The organism is Sphingomonas sp. KC8 (assembly GCF_002151445.1).
Taxonomy (GTDB): Bacteria; Pseudomonadota; Alphaproteobacteria; order Sphingomonadales; family Sphingomonadaceae; genus Sphingomonas_E.
In genome coordinates, this window is record NZ_CP016306.1 from 900,984 (window position 1) to 921,673 (window position 20,690).

At 63.5% G+C, this 20,690-nt stretch carries 20 protein-coding genes; 3 read left to right on the forward strand and 17 right to left on the reverse strand.

Features of this window, described 5'->3' with window-relative positions; translation table 11 throughout:
* Positions 1-190 precede the first annotated feature (190 nt).
* A complete protein-coding gene (locus KC8_RS04285) occupies positions 191-637 on the forward strand; it encodes a nuclear transport factor 2 family protein (RefSeq protein ID WP_010124520.1) in 447 nt (148 codons plus the stop codon).
* Positions 638-668: 31 nt separating this feature from the next.
* Here the strand turns inward: KC8_RS04285 and KC8_RS04290 are convergent, their stop codons facing one another.
* From KC8_RS04290 to KC8_RS04360, 15 genes are all read right to left on the reverse strand, one after another.
* Positions 669-1,139: a nuclear transport factor 2 family protein gene (locus KC8_RS04290; RefSeq protein WP_010124519.1), complete on the reverse strand. Its 471-nt coding sequence runs from the start codon at positions 1,137-1,139 to the stop codon at positions 669-671.
* Between the two features lie 13 nt (positions 1,140-1,152).
* Positions 1,153-1,677 carry a nuclear transport factor 2 family protein gene (locus tag KC8_RS04295; protein WP_010124518.1) on the reverse strand — a complete coding sequence of 175 codons (525 nt, stop codon included), beginning with the start codon at positions 1,675-1,677 and terminating at the stop codon, positions 1,153-1,155.
* Between the two features lie 107 nt (positions 1,678-1,784).
* On the reverse strand, positions 1,785-2,981 hold the full coding sequence (locus KC8_RS04300) for an MFS transporter (RefSeq protein ID WP_010124517.1): 1,197 nt from the start codon (positions 2,979-2,981) through the stop codon (positions 1,785-1,787).
* A complete protein-coding gene (locus KC8_RS04305; protein ID WP_010124516.1) occupies positions 2,978-4,147 on the reverse strand; it encodes a lipid-transfer protein in 1,170 nt (389 codons plus the stop codon). Before KC8_RS04305 ends, KC8_RS04300 begins: the two co-directional genes overlap by 4 nt.
* On the reverse strand, positions 4,147-4,560 hold the full coding sequence (locus KC8_RS04310; protein ID WP_010124515.1) for a MaoC/PaaZ C-terminal domain-containing protein: 414 nt from the start codon (positions 4,558-4,560) through the stop codon (positions 4,147-4,149). Before KC8_RS04310 ends, KC8_RS04305 begins: the two co-directional genes overlap by 1 nt.
* Complete coding sequence (locus tag KC8_RS04315; RefSeq protein ID WP_010124513.1) at positions 4,560-5,699, reverse strand: acyl-CoA dehydrogenase family protein; 1,140 nt, start codon at positions 5,697-5,699, stop codon at positions 4,560-4,562. Before KC8_RS04315 ends, KC8_RS04310 begins: the two co-directional genes overlap by 1 nt.
* Before the next feature lie 11 nt (positions 5,700-5,710).
* A complete protein-coding gene (locus KC8_RS04320; protein ID WP_010124512.1) occupies positions 5,711-6,658 on the reverse strand; it encodes a bifunctional MaoC family dehydratase N-terminal/OB-fold nucleic acid binding domain-containing protein in 948 nt (315 codons plus the stop codon).
* A 7-nt stretch (positions 6,659-6,665) separates the two neighbouring features.
* Positions 6,666-7,841 carry an acyl-CoA dehydrogenase family protein gene (locus tag KC8_RS04325; RefSeq protein WP_010124511.1) on the reverse strand — a complete coding sequence of 392 codons (1,176 nt, stop codon included), beginning with the start codon at positions 7,839-7,841 and terminating at the stop codon, positions 6,666-6,668.
* Between the two features lies 1 nt (position 7,842).
* Positions 7,843-9,660 carry a long-chain-acyl-CoA synthetase gene (locus tag KC8_RS04330; protein WP_029624390.1) on the reverse strand — a complete coding sequence of 606 codons (1,818 nt, stop codon included), beginning with the start codon at positions 9,658-9,660 and terminating at the stop codon, positions 7,843-7,845.
* Positions 9,653-10,537 (reverse strand): alpha/beta fold hydrolase, encoded by an 885-nt coding sequence (locus KC8_RS04335; RefSeq protein ID WP_010124509.1) that lies wholly within the window; start codon positions 10,535-10,537, stop codon positions 9,653-9,655. The genes KC8_RS04330 and KC8_RS04335 overlap by 8 nt, the downstream gene beginning before the upstream one ends.
* The gene (locus tag KC8_RS04340; protein WP_010124508.1) at positions 10,528-11,334 is read right to left on the reverse strand and encodes a Coq4 family protein; all 807 of its coding nucleotides are present in this window, start codon (positions 11,332-11,334) and stop codon (positions 10,528-10,530) included. The genes KC8_RS04335 and KC8_RS04340 overlap by 10 nt, the downstream gene beginning before the upstream one ends.
* A gap of 80 nt (positions 11,335-11,414) precedes the next feature.
* Positions 11,415-13,724, reverse strand: coding sequence for a TonB-dependent receptor (locus tag KC8_RS04345; RefSeq protein ID WP_050805367.1), 2,310 nt, complete (start codon positions 13,722-13,724; stop codon positions 11,415-11,417).
* 259 nt (positions 13,725-13,983) lie between these two features.
* Complete coding sequence (locus KC8_RS04350; protein ID WP_010124505.1) at positions 13,984-14,841, reverse strand: helix-turn-helix domain-containing protein; 858 nt, start codon at positions 14,839-14,841, stop codon at positions 13,984-13,986.
* A gap of 123 nt (positions 14,842-14,964) precedes the next feature.
* Positions 14,965-17,022 (reverse strand): TonB-dependent receptor, encoded by a 2,058-nt coding sequence (locus KC8_RS04355; protein WP_010124504.1) that lies wholly within the window; start codon positions 17,020-17,022, stop codon positions 14,965-14,967.
* A gap of 149 nt (positions 17,023-17,171) precedes the next feature.
* Positions 17,172-17,594, reverse strand: coding sequence for a (deoxy)nucleoside triphosphate pyrophosphohydrolase (locus KC8_RS04360; protein WP_010124503.1), 423 nt, complete (start codon positions 17,592-17,594; stop codon positions 17,172-17,174).
* Positions 17,595-17,665: 71 nt separating this feature from the next.
* On the opposite strand from KC8_RS04360, the gene KC8_RS04365 reads away from it, so the two are divergent.
* Complete coding sequence (locus KC8_RS04365; RefSeq protein ID WP_010124502.1) at positions 17,666-17,836, forward strand: Flp family type IVb pilin; 171 nt, start codon at positions 17,666-17,668, stop codon at positions 17,834-17,836.
* Between the two features lie 142 nt (positions 17,837-17,978).
* Entirely contained in the window at positions 17,979-18,149 is a 171-nt protein-coding gene (locus KC8_RS04370) for a Flp family type IVb pilin (RefSeq protein WP_010124501.1), read from the forward strand.
* A gap of 70 nt (positions 18,150-18,219) precedes the next feature.
* Here KC8_RS04370 and KC8_RS04375 read toward each other — a convergent pair whose 3' ends face one another.
* Together KC8_RS04375 and KC8_RS04380 are read right to left on the reverse strand one after the other, a co-directional pair.
* On the reverse strand, positions 18,220-19,671 hold the full coding sequence (locus KC8_RS04375) for a M48 family metalloprotease (protein WP_010124499.1): 1,452 nt from the start codon (positions 19,669-19,671) through the stop codon (positions 18,220-18,222).
* Positions 19,672-19,741: 70 nt separating this feature from the next.
* Positions 19,742-20,683 carry an acetyl-CoA carboxylase carboxyltransferase subunit alpha gene (locus KC8_RS04380; protein ID WP_010124498.1) on the reverse strand — a complete coding sequence of 314 codons (942 nt, stop codon included), beginning with the start codon at positions 20,681-20,683 and terminating at the stop codon, positions 19,742-19,744.
* Positions 20,684-20,690: the final 7 nt, after the last annotated feature.

The following is a 20,690-nucleotide window of genomic DNA, read 5'->3' on the forward strand; positions in this document are numbered from 1 at the left end:
GCAGACGTCGGTCCACCGATCCCTACCGTTCGAATTAAGTCTTTGGGGGCTGAAACGGCAAGGATCGCGGATTCATCCTGCGCGCCACGACTTTCTTCTGGACGCCATAATGCGGCTTTTTGATCCGCACGGGCTTTCGTACGCGCCCCTCACCCGGCAATCTGCAGCGCATCGACAAAAAGGAGAGGCAATGGACGCGATCGAACAATTGCTGGCGATCGAACAGATCAAGGCGCTCAAGGCCCGCTACTTCCGCTGCATGGACACCAAGGACTGGGCCGGGCTGGAAGCCGTGTTCACCGCCGATCTCCACGCCGATTTCCGCGAAGGCACCGATCCGCCCAATCCACAGGCGGTGATCGAGGGTGCGAAACCCTATCTGGAAATGCTCAGCCCGATCCTGGCGGACATCACCACCGTCCATCACGGCCACATGCCCGAAATCGCGATCACCTCGCCCACCACCGCCACCGGCATCTGGGCGATGGAAGATAAATTATGGGTGAAGCCCGGCGCACCGGTGCCCTACAGCTTCCTGCACGGCTACGGCCATTATCATGAAACCTACCGCAAGGAGGCCGATGGCTGGAAAATCGCCACGGTGCGGCTGACCCGGCTTCGCATCGACGTCGCCTGATCCGCCGCGCCTGCGGGAGGGTGGGGCAACCCTACTCTCCCGTCGGCCCTGCGAACGTCTGCAACAGATGCGCCGACAAATCGCCCGTCTGGCCGACCAGCTCGCGCCGCTCGGTAAAGCGCCACTCGCCATCCACCTTGGCGAACCGATCCAGATAGGTTCCGGTGATGATCGGTTGCAGCGGCAGGCCTTCCGCCGCCTGCAGCACGACAAAATAGGTCTGGGTGCGCGCATGCGTGTCATCGTCGAAATCGATGATCAGATTGGTGCACAGATGCCGCGTCTTGGGGGTGCCCGTGTCCGGGTAGATCCGCGTCCACTGCGTCAGCGACGCACCGAAATCGCGGGTACCGGCCTTCACCGATGGCGTCTCCTCCCCCGGAAAATAGACATCGGCATGTTCAAACATCGTGCCGACATGCGCGAAATCGCCCCGGTCCACAGCATCCGAATAACGGTGGAGCAGGTTCTGGATCAGAAAATAGTCGATCGCTTCGGGCATCGCTTATCTCCCTTCACTGGCCGGAAAGCTTGGCGATGATCCGCGCCTTCATCGGGATCACCCATTCTTCTTTCAGCCGCGGCGAAAGCAGGCCAGCGGCTTCCAGTTCGTCGCACAGCACCATCTGGTGGCCGATATCAAACATATCGAACTGGCGGATGAACTTGCCGTTCCCGCCATAGGTGATGAACGACACGCCCGGTGTTTCGTAAAAGCTGCCATCAGGGCGCAGGCCCGGCCCGCGATTCTTCCAGTGGGTGATGATCTGGTCGCCGTTCACGGCGTAGCCGGCATAAGGGAAGGTCCAGCCGGTCCAGCCCGACCCCACTTCCATGTCGCGGCCATAATGGGTGCGGCGGATTTCCTCGCGGCCATTGGCGACGACAGGCATCACCCCGCCATATTCGCAGGTATAGACGCAATCCTCATGATAGAATTCGTCGGCCAGCCAGCTCCAGCTGTTGCGCCGTTCGCATTCCTTGAACGCCTCTATCAGCCGCTCGACCGTCCCGGCCACCTCATCATGGGGATAGTCCATATCCATTCTCCTCATTCGTTATGGGCAAGCCTAACGCGACGGAAACGGAATGGCCTACCCCCATGGCAAAGTGGTGGCCCTGATGGTGGGTACGGCCCGAACGGCGATCAGGCCTTCGTCGCCCGGCGATTACGCCAAAGCGCCACGATCGCCGCGATCACGCACAGCACGCCAACCAATCGGAATGCGCCATGCCGCGTCAGCGCCTCGCTCACCGGCTGGATGATCAGCGGGTTGAGGAAATCGCCCACGAAGATCGCCGAATACAGCAAGGCGATCGCCCGGTCGCGGATCGCTGGCGGCGCATTGCCCGCCAGCGTCGCCACCATGTGCGGAACGAAGGTGCCGCCCGCATATCCGGCCAGGAAACTGCCGGCCACGGCCAGGGGTATCGAATAGGCGAAGCCCAGCATCAACAGCCCCGCGCCCCAGCAACCGAATGCCAGCGGCAGCATCCGTCCAGCCCCGATCCGCAACCGGACCGATCCCAACGCAAAGCCGCCGATCGCCGAGCTGATCGAACTGACCACCAAGATCCGCGATGCCTCGGTCGGCTTGGTGATGCCGATTTCCGCGAGCAGGAAAGAAAGCTGCGTATTCGTCATCATCAGCACGACGCCGAACGCGATGACCATCAGGTAGATCGGCCACAGCAGCCGGATCGCTTCGCCCGCACTGCCCGAACCTTCCCCGGCAACAGGCGCCGGGCGTTGCAGCGGAATCGTCAGCAGTGCCAGCCCCAGCAGCAGGAACCCAAACAGATACAGCAGGTTCGGCAACCGCCAGCCGCCGATATCGCCCAGCCAGCCGGCAATCATGATCCCGGCGACGCTGCCAACCGCACCAAGTGCGCCCTTGATGCCGATCATCCGCGCCCGCGTCAGGCCGGTGAAACGTGCCGATACGAGCGCGGTGGTGGCAATCGTCACCATCGACGCGGACAGGCCGAGGACGAGCCGGCTGGCCAGCAGCAGTTCCTCGCGATGCAATTCGAACGCGGCGACGCCGCTGGTGCCCAGCAGGGAAAGACCCAGCATCAACAATTTCGCTGCACCCAGCACGCGGATCATCACGGCGGATGCGAACCCGCCGACGATCAACCCGATCGCCGGCGTCGTCATCACCGATTGGGCGAACAGCGCCCCTTCGGATCCCCCGCCATATTCCGCTGCCAGTAGCGGCAGCACCGGCACCAGCGCCACAAACACAAGGCCCGTGCAGATCGAACCGCACAGCAACACACCCAGCGACAATGCCGCGCCTATGCGACCGCCGATCAACGGCTTGGCAGGGACCATGCTCATGCTGGTGACAATATCAGGCCGCTGGTCGGCACGCCGGTTCCAGCCGTCACCACCACATTGCGGACGTTCGCCACCTGATTGACCGATGTGCCGCGCGCCAGCCGCACGCCTTCGGCCACCCCGTTCAGCCCATGGATATAGGCTTCACCCAATTGCCCGCCATGCGTGTTGATCGGCAGGCGGCCGCCCAGTTCGATATTGCCTTCGCGGATGAAATCCTTGGCCTGGCCTTCCTTGGCAAAGCCGAACGCTTCCAGCTGCGGCAGCACGAACGGGGTGAAGTGATCGTACAGGATCGCCGCCTGCACGTCGTCCGGGGTGATCCCGGCCTGCGCGTACAGCTGCGCTGCAACGATGTTCATTTCCGAAATCCGGCCAATATCCTTGCGATAATAGCTGGTCATCATCTGGCTGTCGTCGCCGGCCCCCTGCGCTGCCCCACGGATCACCACCGGTGGCTGCTTCAGCTTTTTCGCGCGTTCCAGCGATGTGACCACGATCGCCACCGCGCCATCCGATTCCTGGCAGCAATCCAGCAGGTGCAGCGGTTCGACGATCCAGCGGCTCGCCTGGTGCTCCTCCAGCGTGATCGGCTGTTCGTAGAACCACGCCTTCGGGTTGGTCGCCGCATGTTTGCGCGCGGCCACCGAAACCCGGCCGAAATCTTCCGATGTCGCGCCATAATTGTGCATGTAGCGCCGCGCCTGCATCGCCACCCACGACGCCGGCGAAATGAGGCCGAACGGCACGTACCAACCGAAATGGGCGGTTTCCGCATTCGGTGCCGGCGGCGGAGTGTGGCCCGTGCCGAAGCGATATTGCGACCGTTCGTTCATCGCGCGGTAGCAGACGATGGTTTCGGCGACGCCCGTCGCCACCGCCATCGCCGCGTGCAGGATCGGCGCACAGGCCGCACCCCCGCCATAATGGATGCGGCTGAAGAATTTCAGCTCCTTGCCGCCGATCGCGCGAAACAGTTCGATCTCCGGATTATTGTCCATCGTGTAGGTGGACAGCCCGTCCACCTCGCTCGGGTCGATCCCGGCATCGGCCAGCGCCGCCAGCGTGGCTTCCACCGCGAGGCGCATTTCGGAACGGCCGCTATTCTTCGAAAATTCGGTCGCGCCAATCCCGGCGATCGCCGCCTTGTTGCTGATCGAAACCATCAGCGTGCTCCTTGTGCAAAGCCGATCGTCACGGTGGCGGATACATGTTCGCCAATACCGTTGCGGCCGGAAACCTTGATCTCGGCGGTGCGCTTGTCTGCATCCACCGTGGCGACCTCGCCGTTGATCCGCATCGCATCACCCACGAAATTGGGCGCGCCCAGCCGGATGGCGACATTGCGGATGCGTGCATCCTGCCCCGCCCAGTCGGTCACGAACCGCTGGACGAAGCCGTTGGTCGTCAGGATGTTCATGAAGATGTCCGGCACGCCGGTTGCCTGCGCGGCCGCCTTGTCATGGTGAACATTCTGGAAGTCGTTGGTGGCGATTGCCCCCGCCACGATCGCCGATGCGGTGATCGGGATGACGAGTTCGGGCAGCGCCTGCCCCACCTGGATATCGTCGAAGGTCATCAGCGCGCTCCCGCGAGTGGTTCGGTGGTGCCGGCCGCAATGGCCCGGCCGATTTCGGCAAGCATCGGCTGCGCGCCGCCCAGCGCGAGTTCGACCTGCTTGGCCGCAAGAAAGAAACGGTGGATCGGATAATCCATGTCCGCGCCCATCCCGCCGTGCAGGTGCTGCGCGGAATGCGACACGCGGTGCCCGCCGATCGCCGCCCAATATTTGGCGGTTTCGATTTCGGCCGGCGATTCCACGCCCTCATCCAGCAGCCAGGCCGCGCGCAACGCGGTCGATCGCATCGCTTCGACGTCGATGAAGCCATCGGCAGCACGGTGCTGCACCGCCTGCATCGATCCCAATGGCCGGTCGAACTGGATGCGTTCGCTGGAATAAGCGGCCGTGCGCCGCAGCGCCTCGCCGCAAATACCCACCTGCAACGCGGCAAGCCCCGCCCGGCCATGATCGACGATCGACCGGGCGATGGCAGCCCCCTGCTCCACCAGGCCCAGCACATCATCGCCGCTTACCTGCGCCGCCTGAAAACGAATTTGCGCCTGCGGTTCGGGGCTGGTGGTCTGCTGCGCCGTGATCTCCACGCCCGTCGTGGCGGGGTCGATCAGGAACACGATCACCCCCTCCTCGCTCGTCGCCGGCACCAGGATGCGGGTCGCCTGCGCGCCATAGGGCACGGCGCTCTTGGTGCCGTCCAGCACCCAGCCATTGCCCGATCGCGCCGCACGCATCATCGGGCGCGCCGGATCATGGTTGCCCACTTCCTCCAGCGCCGCGGTCAGCACCGCATCACCGGTCGCCACGCGCGACAGGATCGCCTTTTGCTGGTCGTTGCCGAATGCGGCGATCGCGGGCGCCGCCGTCACCAGCGTCGCATGCAGCGGCAACGGCGCCAGCGTGCGGCCCTGTTCCTCCAGCAGCAGCCCCAGTTCGGTCATCCCGAAACCAAGGCCCCCTTGCGCTTCGGGAATGGCGATACCGAGCAGCCCGGCTTCGCCCAGCACTTTCCACAGCGCACTGTCATAGGGCTGATCGCCCTTCGCGAACGCCTTCAGGCTTTCGTCATTGCTGCCATCGGACAAGATCTGCGCGGCCAGATCCCGCAGGCTCGTCTGATCTTCGTTGAGAGCGAAATCCATGATCCCCCCCCTCAAACCAGCCGGAAGGCCGGGAGCACGTAATCCGGCTCGACCTCCACGAATTCCAGCGTCACGGCCTTGCCGATTTCAACGTCCTCGGGCTTGGCGCCAACCATGTTGGCGACGATGCGAACGCCTTCTTCCAGCTCGACCAGCACCACCGGCAGCGGATATTCGAAACCCGGAAGCTGCGGCTGGTGCATCACGACGAAGCTGTGGATCGTGCCACGGCCGCACGCTTCCACCGTCGTCCAGTCGAACGACCCGGTTTCCGGGCAGGCCGGCACCGGCGGGTGGACAAGCCGCCCGTTGAACGACTGGATCAGCAACTTGCGCTGTTTCAGCCCTTCCCAGAAGAACGCATTGTCATGCGTGATCGATGGGCGCGGATGCGGGAATTTCTTCGCCGGCTTGTCGCCTTCGGGCTTGGCTTCGGGCTGCTGCAACGTCGGCTTGAACTTCAGGACGCGAAACTTCATCCGCCCGACCGGTTCGCCCTTCTGGTCGGTGAATTCATAGTTGATCGTCACGAAATGGCCGATGCCAAGGCCGGTGCGCTTTTCGTCGGAAATATCCGCCACGATCGCGCGCGAATGGATGATGTCGCCTTCTTCGAGGTAGCGGATATATTCCTGCTCGATATTGGTTGCGACAACGCCGAAATAGCCGGCATCGTCAAATAGCTGGAGGACGGCCATGCCCTCATCCTCGGTGCGGCCGCCGGGCCGGTACGGCGCCATCGTCCACACTTCCAGCATCGCCGGGGGCGACACCGCACCGGCAAAACCGGCCGCCTTGCGCGCTTCCGCATCGTGCCACAGCGGGTTGGCATCGCCCATCGCTTCGGCCCAGCGACGGATCATCGGCTGGTTGACGGGATCACGCGCCACGGCGGGTTTCGTCGCATCGCTGCCAACATAGGCGCGCGCGCGCGCCAGCAGGTCATTCTGTTCGGTCATATCATCCTCACCTTGCCGCGCGCGGCATTTTCAGGCCGACCTGCGCTACCATGTCGCGCAGCACTTCGGCGCTTCCGCCACCGAATGTGTTGATCTGGCATTTGCGGAATTCCCGTTCGATCCGGCCGCGCAGTTGCGCCCCCGGCGATCCGTCGCGCACCAGCCCGGCCGATCCCATGACGTCGAGCAGCAAGCGGATCGCGCGGATCATGCCTTCCGTGCCGAACACCTTGAGGCCGCTGGCCAGTTCCGGCCGGGTCACGCCTTGCGACACTTCCCAGCCAACGCGATCGCCCATCAGGCCGATGGCGCGCAGCAGGGCGTAGCATTCGCCGAACGCCAGTTGCACCCATCCCTGATCGATCAGCCGGCTGCCGTCGGCTGCTTCCACGCCGCGCGCCCATTCCACCACATCGTCGAAACAGCCATTCGCGCCATAGGTCAGCGCGGCCAGGCCGATCCGTTCATGGTTGAGCTGTTCGGCGATAAGCCGCCACCCGCCATTTTCCTGGCCGATGATCATCGACGCGGGCACGCGGACATCTTCATAATAGGTCACGTTGGTGCGCACGCCGCCCACCGTCCAGATCGGCGTCACCGAAAAGCCGGGCAGTTTGGCGTCCATCATGAAGATGGTGATGCCCTTGTGCTTGGGCGCATCCGGGTCGGTCCGCGCGGCGAGGAAGACGTAATCCGCCCCTTCGGCGCCGCTGGTGAAGATCTTCTGGCCGTTGATGACGAAATCATCGCCATCGCGCACGGCCCGCGTCTTCAGCGAAGCCAGATCCGATCCCGCGCTCGGTTCGGTATAGCCGATCGCGAAGATCAGTTCGCCGGTCGCGATCCGCGGCAGGATGTCGCGCTTCTGCTGTTCCGTCCCCAGCCGCATCAGCGCGGGGCCGACGGTGTTGACGGTGACGAACGGGAACGGCGCTTCGGCCAGCACCAGTTCTTCCAGCAGGATCTTCTGCATCGCGGGGTCCAGCCCCTTGCCGCCATATTCCACGGGCCAGCCGGGCGTCAGCCAGCCATCGCGCCCCATCTGGCGGATGACGTCGCGATAGACCGTGCCGCTTTCCGCGCCCTGCGTCGCCGCACGCACCTCATCGGTCATGATCCCCGCAAGATAGGCGCGGAACTCGGCACGCAGCGCCTTTTGTTCTTCGCTCGGTTCGACACGCATCTCAACTCTCCGGATTGAAGGGGGCGATGCCCAGCCGGTCGAGCGCTTCCGCCGTCACGGGCACATAGCGCCCGGCCTGCGGATCGGCCACGAACAGCGGATCGCCATCGACGCGCGCGGGATCATATCCGGCGCGCTGCAACTCCACCTTGCGCAGTTTGAAGGTGGTGGTCATGTCCGCCGTGCCCGAAAGGCGGACGAATACGGGCACGGCATAATGGGCAAGCTTCTCGCTCGCGAAACGGTAAAACGCTTGCGGATCGAAGGCCGCGCGATCGGCATAGGTCAACGCAACCATGCCGGCGCGCCCTTCGGTTCCCGGCACTGCCACGCCATAGACGTTCACGATTTCCGGCCCGCGAAACGCACTCAGCACGGCCGCCACTTCCTCGGTCGACACATTTTCGCTCTTCCAGCGGAACGTGTTGCCGATGCGATCGACGAAGTAGAAATAATCCTCCTCGTCGAACCGGACCAGATCGCCCGATCGAAACCACACGTCACCGGGCTTGATCACATCGCGCAGCAGTTTCTGCTCGGTCGCCTCGCGCGAGGTATAGCCTTCGAAATAGCCGCCGACACCATTGCCGCCCAGCACCTCGGCGATGATTTCGGCTACTTCACCCGGCCTGGCTTCAACCAGCCGGCCATCCGCATCCCGAACATGATCATCATTTTCAATGTCATAGCGCACGAACTTCATATTCGTGTGCGCCGGATAGGGCACCCGGCCGACCGATCCGGCCTTGTTGTCGACATTGGTGATGCCATAATTGGCCTCGGTCGATCCCAGCCCTTCATACACCCAGTTGACGCCGAACCGCTTGGTGAAGGCTTCCCACACATCGGCCTTCAGGCCCGCGCCCGTCATCACGCGCAGGCTGTTATCCGCGTCGTCCGGCTTGGCTGGCGCGTTCATCAGGTAGCGGCAGATTTCGCCGATATAATAAAATGACGTGATCTTGTGCCGGCGCACATCCTGCCAGAAGCCGCTGGTCGAAAATTTGCGGCGCAGGACGAACGGCACGCCAAATGCCAGCGCGGTCGATGGCACCACCATCCCGCCGGCCCCATGATAAAGCGGCAGTACGCAATAGAACACATCGTCCGGGCCGAACTGCATCAGCCCGCCCATCATCTCGCCCGCGTTCAGGAAACGCATGTGGCTCATCTTCGCGGCCTTGGGCAGGCCGGTCGTTCCCGACGTGAAGATCAGGTAGAGCGGATCGGCCATCACCACGCCGGCGCGGGCCGATCGATCGGGATTGGCGTCGCTTGCCGCCGCCATCGCCGCATTGAAATCGGCCGCCCCTGCCAGCCCGAACATGGGCCGTCCGGTTTCCGCCTGCTCCCACAGCAAGGCGGGTATATCGGCGCGGTCCAGTTCCGCCACGGATCCCGCCAGTTCGGAATCCACGATCAGGCCCTTGGCGCCCACCTGCTTCATCGCATGCGCCAGCACCGTGCCGGTGGCCGATGTGTTGATCAGCGCGGTGACGACGCCGATTTTCGCCAGCCCCAGCCACATCACGACGAAATCGGGCCGGTTGTACATCATCAGGGCGATCACATCGCCCTTCTTCAGCCCGGCCGCCGCCGCCGCATGGGCCACGCGATTGGCGCGGGCATTGGCTTCGGCAAAGGTCAGCCGTTCGTCTTCGAAAAGGATGAACGGCGTATCGGCATGGTCCGCCGCGCGCTCCTCCAGCCGATCCGCCACGGTATACGCCATGTCACGCGAAAATCCGGCCACGCGCGAAGCACCACGCATTATCCGCGCCATCGTCTCCTCGCGGCTCGGGACAACCCACTCACCCATGTTGTCTGCTCCCTTCGATGGTGGGTTGCGCGGCATGGCGCGCAACGAAGTTCAGGATCGCCCCAAGGAAGGCATCGTTATCGTCGCCGGCCACCATGTGCCGTGCGTCGGCGATCTCGGCGACTTCGGCTTCGGGCAGCAATTCGCGGAAATGGCGCAGCGCGTCCTCGGACACGATCTCGCTCTTGGTGCCGCGCACCATCAGGATCGGCGCGTCGATCGCCTGCGCGGCAGCCGACAGGCGCCGGCTGGTCGCATCCGGATCCCAATTGTCGCGCGGCTTCACGAATGCCGGATCCCAGCGCCAATAATAGCGCCCGTCCTCAGCCTGCCGCAAATTCTTCGACAGGCCATCCAGCGATCTCGGCCGTGGCCGGTGCGGCAGATAGCCCGCGATCGCGTCCGCCGCCTGTTCCAGGTTATCGAAGCCGTCTTTGGTGCCGCGCATGAAACCGACGACATGATCGCCGCCGCTGCGTTCCATCTTGGGCACGATATCGACCAGCACCAGCGCGGACAGCGGCGCATGCGGCGCTTCCCCGCATGCCAGCATCGACGATAGCCCGCCCAGCGACGCCCCCACCAGAACCGGCGCTCCGCCGATCTGGGCAATCACGTCACGCAGGTCATCGGCGAACCGTTCCAGCATATAATGCCCGTCGGGGGACCAGTCGCTTTCGCCGTGGCCCCGCAGGTCAAGCGTGATGACACGAAAGCCGCGCGCTGCCAGCGCATCGGCGGCCGCGTTCCATGCGCCGCGCGTCTGCCCGCCGCCGTGCAGCATCAGCACCGCTGCGCCATCCATCGGCCCCCGCGCGTCCGCCGCCAGGTTGATGCCGCCATGGCCCTGAAACGCCACCTGTTCGATCAGTTCCACTTTGCCGATGCCTCCGCCGTGTCCACCATGCGCACGCCGCGGATACCCAGCGCCTCACGCGCCTCGTCCGGTGTCAGGTGGAACACGTCCTCATATTTCGCCATGAAGAAGGGATCGGATTCGCGTCCCACCTTCGCGCCGCGCTCCACCGTTTCCTGCACGGTCAGCCATGTTTCCGGGTAATGCAACACGGCCCGCGTAATGATCCGCGTCGACCCCAGGATCGAAAAGGCCGAAACCAGCCCCGCCAGTTCCGGGCTGAGATGGACGAACAAATTGGTCAGCCGCATATAATAAGGCACCAGTTCGCCGATAAAATCGAACCCGCCGCCACCCAGAATATGTTCCAGATCGTGGCACTGGCCTGATCGCAGGTTGAAATATTCGTAATCGGTCTTGGGCGCGAACGGTGGCACGATGTCCACCTGCAATCCGTTGTCTACCAATTGCTTGTGGAAGATACCTCCCACCGTTTCTGGCCCATATTGCGCCAGATCATCGCGCGAAAAGGTGGATACGAAGCGTTCCGACAGCCAGGCGTCCAGCTTCGCGTTGGTCTTGCGCTCCTCCGCGAACAGCGCGTTGATGTGGTCCGCATCCTCGATCTGGCGCAGGATCATCACAAGCTGGATCGAATCCGAAGGCGTCGGAATATCCGGGCCATTGCGGCGCAGCATGTGCGTCGCCACCCAATCGCGCACGCGCGGGTCATTCAGATATTTGGACGAACTGACCAGCACGCTGCTGTCGGTCGTCACGGGCTTGATACCCTGCATCAGATAGGTGTCGTAGGCCATCACTCATCCTCCGTCCGGGTGCGCGCGGGTCGTTTGTGTCGCCCGCGCGCTTTCCCGTAGCCTAACCCATCATGGGCGGCTCAGAACTTGAATTTGACGTCGAAGCCATAGCTGCGCGGTTCACCGTAGATATTGATGGCGTAACCGAACGAGGTGAAATCGATCCCCGAGGCGCGATAAACCTTGTTCGTCAGGTTCTTGCTCCACAGGGTGAACGTCGCCTCGCCACCGCCGACGGCAACATCCGCCAGTGTGATCCGGCCATCGATCAGGCCATAGCCCGGTGCCGCGATATCGGCGTCGAACCGCGCGAAGGGTGCGCCCGGCAACACGTTATAATGCACCTTGCTCTTGTAGGTGTAGTCGGCCCGGATCGACAGCGTACCACCCGCCACATCGTTGATCGAATATTGCGCGCCGACATTCGCCGTCGTGCTCGGCGAATAGCTGAACTGGCCGATCGACGCGTAGTCCTTCTCCTGGTTGTCGGTGGGATCAACCGCCAGCAACTCCTTGAACTTACGATCGACATACCCAAGCGAACCATTGAGCCGCAGCCCATCGAACGGCAGCGCTTCGACTTCGATTTCGACACCCTTGAAGTCGGCCTTGCCGGCGTTCAGCGTCTGGCTCGCGGCACCGCCCGAACCGGCGACGAACTGGTTCAGCTGCTTGTCCTTCAGATCCATGTAGAACAACGTGCCGTTGAACCGCAGGCGACGATCGAAGAACTCGCTCTTCACGCCCCATTCGTACGACGTCAGCGTTTCCGGATCATAGCCATCGTTGATCGCGCGCGGGTTGAAGCCGCCGGCCTTATAGCCGCTGGCGATGCGGGCATAAGTCATGATGTCCGGCGTCGCCTGCCAGGTCAGCGTCGCCGAATAGTTGAAGTTCGAGAAATTCTTCGAAAGCTGGCGCGCGATGGCCGAAGTCTGGATCAGCTTCTTTTCATCCCACGTATAGCGAACCCCGCCGGTGAAGCTGAGATCGTCCGTCAGATGATAGGTCGCCTGCCCGAAAATCGCTTTCGATTCATTGCGGGTGCGATAGTCGTTCACCGACGTGCGGTTCATCACCCCGCCAAATGCAGGCGGAAGCAGCAGCGTGAAGAACTGCGGATTCGTCTCGCGCGCCTCTTCGGTGAAGAAATATGCACCGGCAACATATTCAACACTGCTGCCGATCTGCCCGATCAGGTTGATTTCCTGACTGAACTGATGCTGACGACGATCATTGTTCGCCCCGAACAGCGCCACCGGCCGCACACCCGCAACCGGAAGATTTACATTCCCGACCAGACCCGAATTATTATCCAGGTCGGTGTTGCTGATCTTGTTGCGCCAGGTGCGGAAACCGGTGATCGAACGGAACATCGTGTCCGGGCCAAGATCCACCTCGGCGGTGGCGACATGGCTCATCGAACGGTCGAACGTGCCGGTCACGTCCGGCGTCGCCGAACTGCGACGGTTGCGATCCGGGCCGATGAAGGCCGAACCACCCAGTGCCGCCGACTGGCTGAAATAATCGATCACATTCTGGTTCGCGACGGTGATCTGCGCCATCGCGGCCACCGCGTTGGTTTCGGCCCAGTCGAACGCATAATTGAAGCGGAAATCGCCACCACGATCATAGGCCAGTGCCACGCGCACCGCATCGGTGTTGTAGGCGCCCGGATCGCGGCTGTCCTTGGCGTTCAGATTGTCGACATAGCCGTCGGCCTGCTTGTGCAGATAGCTGATCTTCGCCTTGAAACCGCTGTCGCCGATCTCGCCGGTATCGATCGAACCCCGGCCCTGCCAGTAGCCGCGATTGCCATAGCTGCCGACCATTTCGACGCCGAATTCATCCGACGGCTTCTTGATGATCAGGTTCACCGCGCCGCCGGTGGTGTTGCGGCCGTACAGCGTGCCCTGCGGCCCGCGCAGCACTTCGATGCGTTCCAGATCGACCAGTTCGAAGATCGCGCCGGTCGAACGGCCGACGATCACGCCGTCGACATACATGCCAACCGGGCTGTCCGCGGTCAGGATCGGTTCGGATTCGCCGATACCGCGAATCTGGACGATAAGGTGCCCCTTGGATGACGGACCGGTCGTGGTCGACAGGCTCGGCGCAACCGAACTGAGCATCGATGCGTCGGTGATGCGGCGGGTTTCGATCGTATCGGCGCTGACCGCGCTGATCGCCAGCGGCGTGCGCTGCAGCGATTCGCTGCGCTTCTGCGCGGTGACGACGATGTCTTCCAGCCCGCCGGTATCCGCACCTGTGGCGGGTGCGGCATCCTGCGCCAGCGCCGCAACCGGCAGCGCCAGCAGCGCGACGCCCGCCTGCAACCGGGCGAAGATGCTCCAACGCGAACGCACGCTATGACGATGTAGAGATCCCATTCTCATCCTCCCTTGTCACGGATGGCTTCAACGGCCTTGTTCCGTGGATTGCGGCAAACGCCGCCGATGGGAGGATCTCTTAAGGGGTTGCCGCAGGGATGCGGGTAACGCCTATGTTCTTATAGTGACGCTGTTATCACAAGGATTCATAAAGCAGCCCGCGAACCGCGCTATCCGCGCCGGGGGCCAATAAGCGGATCGCGATATACCCTCTTTGCGGCCTTGCACCGCGCATCTGCGTAGCCGGATGGCCGATATGTCAGGTCAGCCCCTTGCGTACGCTGCGATAGCGTCCGGGGGTATCCCCGGTCAGGCGACGGAACGCCAGCGAAAAACTCGCCGGATTGGCAAAGCCCAGCCGGGCGGCGATCTGCTTCAGCGGCATGTCGCCATCGGCCAGCAATGTCTTGGCCTGATCCAGCCGGACGGCTTCGACGAAACCGTGCACCGTCTTGCCCGCGCTTTGCTTGAACGCGCGCATGAAATGGCCGCGGCTCAACCCGACAAGTTCTGCCAGTCCGCCGACGCTGACCCCGCCTACCGGCCATTCGCGCACATAATCCTCAATCGTGCGCAACTGGTGCGGTGCAAGCCCGCCCTTCACCGGCGCGGAACGCCGCACCACTTCCTGAAAATGGCGGGCCAGATCGATCGGCAGGGCCGTGGTCAGCGCATCGACAAGAATGTCGCTGCCAAAGCCCGGCTCCAGCGCTTCCTGGCCCAGCCGGCGCACCGCATCGGCGATTCTGTCCGATCGCAAATCGCCGCAACGGGCGAGATCGCGGTCTTCCCAGCCTTCCTCGAACATTTCCAGCGCCTTGCTGGCGCCCGGCGGAAAAGCACATTCCACCATGGTTTGCGCACCGCCGGGGCCGCTGCCGTAAATGCTCAAACCCGCCGGTACGAAGATCAGATCGCCGAATGCGAACATCCGTCCCGGCTGGTGCGGCCGGTGGAAATAACCGCGCCAGGCGTTGGGGCGGCGCGATGTCATCAAGGTCAGGGTATGCTGCATCGGACAGCGCATCTGCTGCGAAGGCGTATCATATATATAAGTCTGAACGCGCACCCGCGCGGGGCCGCTACGCAGTTCAGCCTGGACGTTATTCCGCTGCATCCACCTCTCCACCACGCACCCTGTTCTTGTCGACAGGTGAAAGTGGCGTCACCTTTATCATGAGGCGCGCGACAGACGCAACGGCCATGCGTGTGGCCGTTGCGTCTGTCGTCGTTCGGTCGGTCAGAACGAGAAGCGGGTCGTAAGGCGGATATCCCGGCCGGCCAAAGGCGCGTAATCCTTCAGGAAGCTCGCATGCCTGCGCGCCACCACGTCGAAAATGTTGTTGGCAGACAATATGATGCTCGTCGGGTTGGCGCTGCCGAACGGTTTGAACGCCAGCGACGCGTTGACCATCGTATAGCCGTCGGTCGGGGTCTCGAAACTGGCGATGCGGGTTTGTTTGTCGGCCCACTCCACTTCGATTCGGCCCGTGAGCTTTTCGCCTTGCGCCTCGATCCCGCCCAGCACGCGCAGCGGCGGGATGCGCGGCACCGGCCCGGTTCCCACGATCCGCGCCCGCACCATATCGGCCAGCGCGTCCGCCACGATCTTCGTTTCGCCGATCTGCGCCAGCGTTGCCGAGGCTTCGGCTTCAAAGCCATAATAACGCGCGTCGGCCTGGGCATATTGGAAAACCGGCAGGTCATCTTCCACAGCGCCGGTCGCGCTTTCATAGATGTAACCGTTGAACCAGCTGTGGAACGCCGACAGGCTGATATTATAGCCCGGCCCCTTGCCTCGCACCGTCGCTTCCAGGCCCCAGCTCTTTTCCAGGTTGAAATCGGGATTGCCGATCTCGAAGCTCTGCGTGCCGGCATGCGGGCCGTTGGCGAACAGCTCCTCCGCGGATGGCGCGCGTTCGCTGCGCGACAGGTTCAGGCCGACGCGCCAGCCTTTCGCAACGTCCAAACCGGCCCCCAGCGAAGCCGATATCGCGTCGAAGGTGCGATTATAGCGCGGGTTGCCAAGATCGGCATCGGCCTGGGCGCTGACAACCGAATGTTCGAACCGGCCGCCAGCCTCCACCGTCACCGGGCCAAGATTCAGTTCCTGAAGCGTGAACAGGCCGAATTGCTGGCTTTCATTCTTCGGCAGGAATTTTTCGTCGCCGATCACGTTCAGGTCGCGGAACAGCACCTGCCCGCCGATGGCGCCACGCCAGCCGCCCTGCTCGCGCTGGACCAGTTCCAGCCGGCCTTCCCAGCCCTGGCTGTAGAATGTCGTGCCAACGGCCCCATCCTCGTCGATCTCGCTATGCTCGTAATCGGCAAACCCGCCGCGCAGCTTGATCTTGTCGAAAAATCCGCCGCCCGTATCCACTTCACCGCGGAAATCGACGCGGGTCTGCTTCACGTCCAGCCGCACCGCTTCGGCCTCGACATCCGGGTCCAGCGAATAACGGATCGGCACGCCGTACAGGCTGTCATACCGGCTTACCGATACGCCGAAATTGCCCGTGTCGGTGATGATTGCGCCGCCACCGGCAACTTCCCAGGTGCGCGCGGCACTGTTCGGCAACTTGCCCTTCAGGTCCGCCAGCGCGGCAATATCAGGGTCGGCATTTGTTGCCGCCTGCGCGCGCAGCGCCGGGGACAGGATATGGCCGCCCGTATCCAGATCGCCGGTCCTGGCGTAGCTTGCGTCCACATGGACGACGAATGTGTCGCCGATCGCCGTTTGGGCGGCTCCGCCGAAGGACCGTTCGTTGGCGGCGCTGCCATAGGTGCCGATGCCGTCGACATGCACCGGCTCATCCGGCATCCGGCGCGGGATGCGGCTGTCGATGACGTTGACGACCCCGCCCACGGCGGATGATCCAAACAGCAAGGCGGCAGGCCCGCGCAGCACTTCGATCCGGTCGGATGTCAGCGGATTGATGACGACGGCGTGGTCGGCCGACGTGCTCGACGCGTCGAAGCTGCCGATGCCGTCGGTCAGCACGCGCACGCGATCGCCCTGAAAGCCCCGCAGGATCGGGCGCGATGCGTTCGGCCCGAACGATGTGGATGATACGCCCGGCTGGCGTGCCAGCGTTTCGCCGATCGTCGGCCGCAATTCCCGCGTCAGCATTTCGCCGGACACGACCGATGTGCCGCTCAGTTGGTTGCTGATATCGCGCCCGAACGGGGCCGTGACGATGATGTCCCCGGCCGGGTCCTCATGATAATCGCCGGGGGCGTTGCGATCATGGCCGGCGGCCTGATCGCCCGCAGCCGGCACGTCCGCCGCTTGCGCCATCCCTGTCCACAGCAACGCTACGCCACACAATAATCCAGCCCGAACCATGCGACACCCTTTTGATACGTTATATCAATGCCCCAATAAGGCAGATGTTACATTGTATCAATGGTCTTTGTCGTAGCGCCCGGTCGTTTCGTCGTACGGCCCTAAAGCAGCGCTTCGATCAGGCCGATCAGCGGTCGATCGGCCGGCGGCATGGCCATGGCGTGCATGTCGATCGGCCGTACCCAGCGAAGCGCGGTCGCTTCCAGTGGCTGCGGCATCCCCTTCCATTTCCGGCAGGCGTACAGCAGCAGCAGCAAATGGCGCCCGGCCAGCGGTTCGCTCGCAAAGGTTGCCGGCGCAAGGCATGCGGCTTCGACGTCGATGCCCAGTTCCTCGCGCAGTTCGCGCACCAGCGCGGCTTCGGGCAATTCGCCGGGTTCCACCTTGCCGCCGGGAAACTCCCACAGCCCGGCCATCGCCTTTCCTTCGGGGCGTTGCTGCAGCAGGACACGCCCGTCCCCATCCACCAGCGCGACGGCGACCACCGTCAATATATCGGAAACGGCAGATTCAGGCTTGGCCATAAGGTCTTTCTTAAATGTGTTGCGGCAGGATCGACCATGCCGGGAACATGGCCCGGCGGCTAGGATCGCGTATGCGAAAATTTTTCGACCGACTATTGGCCGATCGCACCGGCGCCAGCGCGCTGGAATATAGCCTGATCATCGCGCTCGTCGTGATCGCGATGCTGGTTGCGCTCAATGGCTTCGCCAGCACCACAATCAATATGTGGGACAATGTCACGAACAAAGTGGTTAACGCCTAATTGACCACCAATATCCGAATTTCACAGGTCCAAATTAAGCGTTTATCAACCGCGCAACGCCAAAACAGCCTTACTGGCGCCCGAATACGGCATCGGTGGGAGACGGAACACTCCCTGAATACTGGAACGATGGAGACCGGACATGCAGTTCATCCGCAAGATGCTGAAGAATGAAAAGGGCGCCACCGCAATCGAGTACGGCCTCATCGCCGCTCTGATCGCTGTTGCCGCCATCACCGCGATGGGTTCGCTGGGCAAGCAGCTCGGCAACACCTTCAACAACGTCAGCACCAGCATGACGCCGGCCGCCTAAGCGCCAGGCATCAGCTAACCGGATCGGGCGGCGGACCTCACGGTTCGCCGCCCTTTCTTTGTTGGGCCTTTTACCCCCAGACGACCAGCTTCACCTTCTGGCCCGGCGCCAGCCGTGCGTTCGCCGGCAGCGCGTTGATCGTCAGGAACCGTTCCAGCTTCATCGTGTCATACGCCATGCGCTGCGCCAGCGTTTGCGGCGTATCGCCCGCCTTCACCGCCACCACATCCACCTTGCGCGCGCGGATCGCGGATGCCTGTGCCGGGGTCAGCCGGGTGAAGGATTGCACGGTGCTGGCAAACGGGCCGAAGCCCTGCCCCGCCGGGGCCAGCGTCACGAAATGATAGGCGCTGCCATCACCAGCCGGATAAGCGATGATACCCACGTCCACCTGGCCCTGCTTGGTCTGCGCGCGGGTGACGGCGTAGCCGGCGTCGACGCCGTTGATCCGGGTCGTCTGGATCTGGCTGACGCTGCCCTGCCCGCCCAGCTGGCGGTACACGCCGTCGATATAGGCCGATAGCGACCCGTTCATCCTGCCGCCGGCGAACTGCGCCTGTCCGCCGCTCCCGCTCAGCGAAACCGCGCTGGTTCCGTTCGAAATGCCGAAGCCCTGCGGCGCGGTGAACGCGATCCGCAACGCCGGATGGCGGAATGTGCGGCCGTCGACCACGCCCTGTTTCGGATCGTCACCGTAAAGCAGCCCGTCGATCGCCATCAGGAACGCGTCGCGGTTGCGGGCGCGGCCGGTGCCGCCCATCGCCTGCGCTTTCTGTCGCGCGCGAACGACGCGGCCGGCGGGATCCGGATGGGTGCTCGCCCATTCGGGCATATTGCGCGCCTCGCCACCCTGCTCGCGCGCCTCAAGGCTGGTCTGCGCCGCCAGCGACGCCAGCATCGTCGACGATGCCAGCGTGTCATAGCCCGCCCGCTGGAGATACTGGATGCCGAGATCGTCGGCTTCATATTCCTGCTTGCGCGAATAACGCAGCGTCAGCAGCTGCGTCGCTTGGCCCGTGCCCTTCTGCAGCAGATCGCCAATCACCGAATCGCCGGCCACCGCGCCGATGCCCAGCCCCAGCAACGCGCCGATCACCGCATTGCGCTGCGCCGCCTGCTGCCGCTTGGCCGAATGGCGCGCCGCGACATGCCCCACTTCATGGCCCAGCACCGATGCCAGTTCGGCCTCGTCGTTCATCAGGCCGACAAGCTGGCGGGTGGTGTAGACATAGCCGCCGGGGATCGCGAAGGCGTTGTTCACCGGCGAATTGAGCAAGGTGATGGTGAATTCACCCTGCGAATTGGCAAGGCCCGATTGCATCGCGATCTTGCGGCCAACGCCGGTCACATAATTGCTGGCCGGGCCGGGAAACGCCCCGCCAAATTCCTGCAGCAACTGGGGATGCGCCTCTGCGCCGGCCTTCTTGTCGGCGGCGGAAATGCTTTGCGCCTGCTGGGCCGCGCCATAGCCGGCATAGCCCAGCAGCGAGGCCGCGACGCCCCACGCCACGATTCGCTTCATTCCCCGCCTCCTGCAATCTGTTTTCGACATTCCAGAACCCGGCAAACTCCGCCCGGTTCCGTGCATCATGTCAACCGATTGCAAGAAACTTGTCGCGCCGCGCCGCGCGCAGGGCATCGGCGGACAGGCTCGACAGCATATCCAGTTCTTCGCCGATCGCCGCCGAAAGCGCCGCGATCGCGGCGGCCGGATCGCGATGCGCCCCGCCCATCGGTTCGGGCACGATCCGATCGACCACGCCCAGCTTGGTCAGGTCGGCCGCCGTGATCCGCATCGCATCGGCCGCGTCGGGCGCCCGGTCGGATGTCCGCCACAGGATCGATGCGGCACCTTCGGGCGAGATCACCGAATAAACCGCATGTTCGAACATCAGCACGCGATTGGCGGCCGCCAGCGCCACCGCGCCGCCGGAACCGCCTTCACCCACCACCGCCGCAACCATCGGCACGCCCAGTTCCAGGCAAGCTTCGGTCGACCGGGCGATCGCTTCGGCCTGGCCGCGTTCTTCGGCCTGAATGCCGGGGAATGCGCCCGACGTGTCGACCAGCGTCACCACCGGCAGGCCGAACCGATCGGCCAGCTGCATCAGGCGGATCGCCTTGCGATAGCCTTCGGGCTTGGCCATGCCGAAATTGTGGCGCAGCCGGCTGGCGGTATCGTCGCCCTTTTCATGGCCGATCACCACGGCGCGCCGGCCGCCGATGCGCCCCAGCCCGCCGATGATCGCCTGATCGTCGGCAAAGGCGCGGTCGCCCGCCAGCGGCACGAAATCGCTGACGAAACCGGCCACATAATCCTTGAAGTGCGGGCGTTCGGGATGCCGCGCCACCTGCGTCTTTTGCCACGGCGTCAGCCGCGCATAGGTGTCGCGCAGCAGCTTGTCCGATTTCGCCTCCAGCTTGGCGACTTCGGCGGTGATGTCGACAGTGCCGGCCTCGCCCGTTTCGCGCAGATCGGCGATACGGTTCTGGAGTTCGGCAATGGGTTTTTCGAATTCGAGAAAGGCGACCATCAGGCGC